The sequence below is a fragment of the Microcoleus sp. S13_C3 genome, assembly GCF_036700905.1.
Lineage (GTDB): Bacteria > Cyanobacteriota > Cyanobacteriia > Cyanobacteriales > Microcoleaceae > Microcoleus.
On the sequence record NZ_JAUBPT010000168.1, the window covers coordinates 8741 to 12743 of the forward strand.

Annotated in this window: 3 protein-coding genes; 1 reads left to right on the forward strand and 2 read right to left on the reverse strand. The window is 46.6% G+C overall.

The annotated features are described in order from the left end of the window. A partial coding sequence (locus QUA16_RS30525) for a cation-translocating P-type ATPase (RefSeq protein ID WP_333181589.1) occupies positions 1-1707 on the reverse strand: 1707 nt, incomplete at its 3' end. A 455-nt stretch (positions 1708-2162) separates the two neighbouring features. On the opposite strand from QUA16_RS30525, the gene QUA16_RS30530 reads away from it, so the two are divergent. Next, positions 2163-2375 carry a DDE transposase family protein gene (locus QUA16_RS30530; protein WP_333108006.1) on the forward strand — a complete coding sequence of 71 codons (213 nt, stop codon included), beginning with the start codon at positions 2163-2165 and terminating at the stop codon, positions 2373-2375. A gap of 113 nt (positions 2376-2488) precedes the next feature. Here the strand turns inward: QUA16_RS30530 and ctpC are convergent, their stop codons facing one another. Further along, positions 2489-3844 carry a carboxyl-terminal processing protease CtpC gene (ctpC, locus tag QUA16_RS30535; RefSeq protein ID WP_333108005.1) on the reverse strand — a complete coding sequence of 452 codons (1356 nt, stop codon included), beginning with the start codon at positions 3842-3844 and terminating at the stop codon, positions 2489-2491. Positions 3845-4003: the final 159 nt, after the last annotated feature.

Here is a 4003-nt window from a genome sequence, read left to right on the forward strand (position 1 = left end):
ATCAATTGTGGAACAGGCATCTTGCCTGTTGCCAGAAACCCCATCAATTGTGGAACAGGCATCTTGCCTGTTGCCAACATTAATATCCGAGTTCAAATCCCACTCCGAATTCTGGAAAATCGGCAAATAATCAGTGAGTATAAGATTTCCGGTTGTCAGAGTGCCAGTCTTGTCAAAAACCACCGTATCTAATTGATGCACCCGTTCTAAAACATCACCACCGCGAATTAAAAGCCCGCGCTCCGCCCCGATGCCAGAACCAACTAAAATTGCAGTAGGGGTAGCCAATCCCAAAGCGCAAGGACAAGCAATCACTAAAACTGCGATCGCCAATTTCAAACTTAACAGCAAAGGCGATTGATAATGGATAATTGGCAATTCATTTCCCATGCCCAATGCCCCATGCCCGATGCCCATTGCCCCATGCCCCATATCCATTGCCCCATGCCCCATATCCATTGCCCCCTGTCCTAAAAGCACAGAAGGCCAAATATGAGTGCCGGCAAAATACCAAAATAGGAAAGTTAAAAGCGATATTGCCATTACCCCATACACAAAATATCCCGCGACAGTATCAGCTAAATTTTGAATTGGCGCTTTGCGAGTTTGGGCTGCCTGCACCAAAGCCACCATTTGAGCTACAGTTGTTTCCTTACCGGTGCGAGTTGCCCGCATCACAACTGCCCCGGATTTATTGATAGTTCCGGCGGCAACTGTATCTCCTGGTTGCTTCAAAACCGGCATTGATTCGCCAGTCAGCATCGACTCATCTATCGTTGTTTTGCCTTCGCAGACTTCACCGTCTACTGGTATCTTTTCCCCGGGCAAAACTTGCAGCCATTCTCCGACTCGGACGCGATCGGCGGGAATTTCAATGTATTGTGGATCGTAGACCGCAGATGTCGAGTCTAAAGGCAATTCTTCCGATCGCAAATCCAAACTCGAAAGTTTAAAATCAACTAAGCGGGCTTTCGCCGGTTGCAATGCGATTAAAGCTTGCAAAGCTGATGCAGCGCGCCGTCTGGCTTGCTGTTCGAGAGTTTTGCCCAACAAAATAAAGCCCAGCAGCATCACCGGTTCATCAAAAAAGCACTCCCATCCCATCCGTGGAAACAGCAGCGCCGCGTTGCTAGCGGTGTAAGCTGTAACAGCGCCTAAAGCTACCAAAGTATTCATGTTCGGTGCATTTCGCCACAAACTGCGACACCCATCAACGATAATCGGGCGGCCCGGTAGCAGCAAAGCTAGGGTGGCGAGTCCCCAGTGAAACCAAATATTGCTGAGAATTGGGGCTTTTGTGCCGAGTACGTGACCTAAACCGGATAGAATAATTAGGATAAGGGCGATCGTCAATTGCTTGATTTGCTGTCGAATTTCTTGCCCCCGCCGTTCAATTGTTGCCGCTTCTGCTTCCCGCTGATTTTCCCCTAAACGAGACTGAGAGGGAAATCCATTATCAGTCAACTTTTTCGCTAAAGCTTCTGCATCGACAGCCCCCGGTTGACACTCAACCGTCGCGACTTCTACGGCCAAGTTAACGCAAGCTGAAATTACGCCTGAATACTGCATGAGTTGGCGTTCCACAGCTTTCGCGCAGCCAGCACATTTCATCCCGCCGACATCGAAAGTAACAAGTTCTGGCGGTGATTCTTTAACTGGTTGGATTTCTGGTTGAATTTCGGGGATTGTTTTGGAGAGAAATTGCATGGTTTTTTTTGGTATTGATTAGAATATTTCGCCACTTCTGAAAGGGTTTAATGCACTGTTTAGACAAATGTCTATATTTTGATAATAGATAAATATTGTGGCATCATCCGAAAGTGTTAGTTTTTTTTAATTCTTATTAATTCCATGCGGTTAAATCCGCAGCCCAGCAGGGGTTGAAACCCATGTCGGACTGCGAGTTTCATGCTAAAACACACTTGGGCATGGTCGTGCCGTTTCCCTATTTGATATAATGAGCCAAGGGAGCATCTCATATTTGTAAAAACACTTATTATGGCTCCTTCCTCCTTCCTCCTTCCTTCTTCCTTCTTCTTCTTTCCTCCTGACTCCTGACTCCTGACTCCTGGCTCCAATTTCTAGCGGAGGGCTGCATAAGTGAGATGCTCCCTGAGCCAATTGCCTAGTTAGTATCCAGCTTTTATTTGACGAATTTAGCTATGACAGAAACACCACAATTTTATATTGTCAAACGTCCTGCGGGTAATTGCGAAATTTTGCCGTTGGCGGAGCCCTCGCAGAGGATCGCCCAACTCGAAGAACAAAACCCCAGTATTATTGAAAAGTGGGGCCCTTACGATTCGCCCCAAGATGCCATCGCCCGCCGCATCGGATTAATTCGCGCCGGCAAATGCCAACCAACCAAATTTTAGATTTTAGATTTTAGATGTTAGATTGAAGATAAGAAGGACTAAAGTCCTCACTACAAACCAGGTTCGTAGTGAGGACTTTAGTCCTTATTCACTGAAGTTTTTGTGACTAAAAACTACTTGGATTTAGAAGGTGCCACACTCGGTTTTGCCTGCGCCACATTCGGTTTAGGTGGCGCAGCATTCGGTTTCGACTCCGCCTTATTGTTCCCTGTTTTACCAGTAACTTGCTGTGTCAAAACTTCCATAGCTTTCGCGTACTGCGGATCTGCAGTCGTAGCAATTTTATCGCGATCGCGCCTCAATTCCTGTTTTTGAGCGTCGGTGAGTTCTACCTTAAAATCTGGTTCAATCCCAGCGTGGTTGATATCAGTGCCGTTGGGAGTAAAATACTTGGCAATTGTCACCGCCAAACCGGAACCATTTCCCACCTCGCGTACTGACTGAACTAAACCTTTACCAAAGGTCTTTGTTCCCACCAAAACCGCGCGTTTGTTGTCTTGCAAAGCACCGGATAGAATCTCGCTAGCACTTGCTGAACCGCCGTCTACCAGTACAACTAACGGTTTGTCTGTGAGCTCTGCCTTATTTGCAGTTTGTTTATCGGCCTCACCGACTCGATCGACTGTGGAGACGATCGTACCTTCTTTGAGCCACATCCGAGCAATTTCAATACTTCCGTACAGCAAGCCGCCGGGATTGGAACGCAAGTCTAAAATATAACCCGTTACCTTTTTCTGTTCCAAATCCTTAATTGCCGATCGCATTTCCGATGCAGCATTCGCACTGAACTGATTTAAGCGAATATAGCCGACTTCTCCGATGGGGGTTTTCTGCACCGACTTCCGCACAGGATGAATTTCAATTTTAGCGCGTTTCAGCTTAAATTCTAATTCCTTGTTTCCCCGCAAAATCGTCAGCGTCACCTCAGTATTCGCCTGTCCGCGAATCAAACTTACCGCTTGATTCGTATCCATGCCTTCTGTCGTTTTGCCATCAATCTTAGTAATGATATCTTTTGCCAGAATACCCGCAGTAAAAGCAGGGGTATCTTCGATCGGCGAAATCACCACCAACTTCTTAGTTTCCTCATCTTGAGTCAACTGAATCCCAACTCCTGTCAGTTCCCCAGAAGTTTCAACCTGCATATTTCTGAACTCTTGAGGGTCCATAAACCGCGTATAAGGATCATCCAGCTTCTTCAGCATTTCCCGAATTGCTTTGTAAGCTTCGTCGTCGCTGGTATAAGTCCGGTTCAAATAATCATTCCGCACCGCTTTCCAGTCAACCTGGTTAAAAGTGCCATCTACATAACTTTTGTCAATAATCTGCCAAACTTCATCAACCAACTCTTTAGGGCTTCCCCGAAAAGAAGCCAGAGATTTAGAACTGCAACCAGTGTTCGCAAGAGTTACAGCAGTGAGTACCACTGCTGCTGCACTTAGAACAAGCCCTCGTTTTGTTATAACCATTTGTCTGACGCGCGGGAGGAAAAGAGTTCAGAATAATTACGCTCAATCTAACACAGGCAAGGCCGGCTCGCGTTTGGCCTACATATATTATTCCACTTTGCCGAGTTTTGTTCCCTTTCGCCACAGGCAAGATGCCTGTGCCACAACAAACTCTTGTGG

What these genes read in the sequence shown, in the direction of transcription:
- ctpC (WP_333108005.1), bottom strand. Translation starts at nt 3,844, where the DNA reads ATGGTTATAACAAAACGAGGGCTTGTTCTAAGTGCAGCAGCAGTGGTA.
- QUA16_RS30530 (WP_333108006.1), top strand. Translation starts at nt 2,163, where the DNA reads ATGACAGAAACACCACAATTTTATATTGTCAAACGTCCTGCGGGTAAT.